Annotated in this window: 2 protein-coding genes and 1 pseudogene; all 3 read left to right on the forward strand. The window is 46.4% G+C overall.

Annotated elements, in window-relative coordinates:
• Nucleotides 1-171 (forward strand): zinc ribbon domain-containing protein, encoded by a 171-nt coding sequence (locus tag V6C93_RS38650; RefSeq protein ID WP_349262937.1) that lies wholly within the window; start codon nt 1-3, stop codon nt 169-171.
• 577 nt (nt 172-748) lie between these two features.
• On the forward strand, nt 749-2,683 hold the full coding sequence (ltrA, locus tag V6C93_RS35305; RefSeq protein WP_333481369.1) for a group II intron reverse transcriptase/maturase: 1,935 nt from the start codon (nt 749-751) through the stop codon (nt 2,681-2,683).
• Nucleotides 2,684-2,778: 95 nt separating this feature from the next.
• A pseudogene (locus tag V6C93_RS35310) lies at nt 2,779-2,918 on the forward strand (RNA-guided endonuclease TnpB family protein); the annotation flags it as partial.

Raw genomic sequence — 2,918 nt, forward strand, 5'->3', positions numbered from 1 at the left:
ATCAACCCCAAGCACACCTCCCAAGAGTGCAGTTGTTGCGGTTATATCAGTCCGACCAACAGAGATAAGGAGAAATTCCTCTGTGAGTCTTGTGGTTGGGTAGCTGATGCTGAGTGCGATTCGTTCTGGAGAAACCTATTAATGGGAGGATTCCAGGCTTCTGTAGGGTAACCGATTAGGTTGAGTTCGCACTTAAATCCCTTACAGATGACAACTTAATAGCCATGTGGGTAAAGGTTAGTATCCTAGAACACCAAACCCCACCCCCTAAGCGCAAGGGTGAAAGCACTTCCCCTATGGTAGCGACTAGCCATCAATCCATAAAGCGGGGATGAAAGGCGGCAATGAAGGAAGCCTTATCCGACATCCGTTGAGCAAGTATCCATGAGTAATCAAAAGTGAAGATGCGTTGACTTACCAAAACTCCGAACCAGCGAAATAAGGTCTGATACGCTGGGAGTCCCAAAAGGGCAAGGTCAGGGAATCAGTGGCGTCTGCACCAACTGATAAGCGCCTCCCATAAACCTGGTAAAGAGCATCACTCTGAAAGATACAAACTAATGGCTATTAGGAACGAAGTAACCTCCCTCAAGCTCTCAGAGTAGGTCGATACTCCGAGAAGGTGCTAACCGGATGCTGAGGGTAGGCAAGATTGGGTCAAAAGCGAATGCCTCATCTAATAGTGAGGATATGCCAACAGACCCACGGTAATACGGAAGGTAAAGCCAACAGTAGTAGTAAATAAGTCATGAACACGGAACAACCGATGTATGAATGGAATAAAATCCCTTGGCAAAAGCACGAGCGGATGGCGTTTAAGCTACAAAAACGGATTTACCAAGCCTCTAGTCGTGGAAATGTCAGGACAGTTCGCCGACTCCAAAAGTTGTTGATGAAATCTTGGTCAGCAAGATGTCTCGCGGTGCGTAGAGTTACCCAAGATAACCAAGGCAAAAAGACGGCAGGTGTGGATGGGCAAAAGAGTCTAACCCCAAAGCAACGTCAAAACTTGGTAGGTCAACTGAAATTGGGAACCAAGGTCAGCCCCACTCGGAGAGTATGGATTCCAAAACCGGGAAAGGAAGAGAAGCGACCATTGGGAATACCTACCATGAAAGACCGCGCATTGCAGGCGCTAGTCAAACTGGCACTAGAGCCAGAATGGGAAGCGCAATTTGAACCTAATAGCTATGGGTTCAGACCAGGAAGGTCATGCCAAGATGCGATATCAGCGATACAAACGGTAATCAAGCAAAAAGCCAAATATGTGCTGGATGCGGACATTGCACAATGTTTCGACCGCATTGACCATGAAGCACTGCTCAACAAATTAAATACATCCCCCACCATTCGCCGTCAAATTCGAGCATGGTTAAAAGCGGGGGTGATGGACAATATGCAGTACTTCGACACATCTGAGGGTACGCCACAGGGCGGGGTCATCTCTCCGCTACTGGCAAACATTGCCCTTCACGGGATGGAATGGCGAATTAAAGAGTACGTAGAAACCTGTGACCTAAAAAGGTCAGATGGAAAATACCAACTCCCAAAAAGGGATAAGCGAGATTCAGTCTCAATAATACGCTACGCCGATGACTTTGTGATTCTCCACAATGACATAACCGTTGTCCTAGGATGCAGAGAGGTAATCTCTGAATGGTTGAAAGGCATTGGCTTAGAACTGAAGCCAAGCAAAACCCGTATAGCTCATACCTTAATTGAGCATGGACAAGAAAAACCAGGATTTAACTTCCTGGGGTATCACGTCCGACAATACCCTGTTGGAAAATACACAACCGGGAAGGACACAAAAGGGAAACCCTTAGGCTTCAAGACTATCATCACCCCAAGCAAAGAAAAATGTAAGGTACATTACGACCAAATCAAGAGAGTAATAAACGACCATAAAGGAAGCTCACAAAAGAGCCTGATAGACAAGCTGAATCCTATCATTAGAGGATGGACTAACTACTACTCTACGGTCAACAGCAGCAAAGCCTTTAAAAAGCTTGATGCTAATATCTACATTGCATTAAAAGCATGGGCAAAAAGCCGTCACAGAAACAAAGGTGAACAATGGCTTGCAGGCAAATACTGGAAAACCATTGGCGGCGATAATTGGGTCTTCGCAACCAGACAAGGTGAAAACCACCTTCGGTTACTAAAACACAGAGACACTCATATTCGGGACTATGTGAAAGTTAAAGGCGAAGCGTCACCCTACGACGGAAACCTAATTTACTGGAGTATCCGAATGGGAAAAAATCCTGAGATGCCAAAGCGAACAGCATCGCTGCTGAAACAGCAAAAAGGAAAATGCGCCCATTGTGGACTGCACTTCAAAGATGGAGATGTAATAGAGCGCGACCACATCATCCCGAAATCTCTTGGTGGAAGGGATGAATACAAAAACTGGCAGCTCCTTCATCGACATTGCCACGACACAAAGACAGCTACAGACATAGCAAAAGCAAAAGCCGAAGAAGCAGAAAAGGTCGAAAGACTTGAACGTGCCAAAGCAATCGCTAAGGCATACGCAGAGGGGAAAACCCCAAACCTGAGGCAATATCAACCTGTGGATGTTCCTGGCAACAAATCCGGCTGTAATAGTGCCGAGCCTAAGCCGCCAGTTAACTCAGAATGGTTCTGGGAAGACGATATGCTGGCAATGAGGTTTGTATGACAAACACCGTATTGCTGAGGAGCCGTGTGATGCGAAAGTATCAAGCACGGTTTTGGAGAGCGGCGGCTCTCGTGAGGGAGTCGCCGACTTTAATCTTTAATGGAGCCAATAATATTGCACTTGTAGGGCTGTTTATAAACCAGCCTAGAGGCACGGGGTTGTCGTGCAAGTTAAACCGAACAATTGAGTATGTTCAGCTTAACCTGTTCGGTGACTTCAGGGCTACTGAAAACCC

The sequence above is a fragment of the Allocoleopsis sp. genome (assembly GCF_036703385.1).
Classification (GTDB): domain Bacteria; phylum Cyanobacteriota; class Cyanobacteriia; order Cyanobacteriales; family Coleofasciculaceae; genus Allocoleopsis.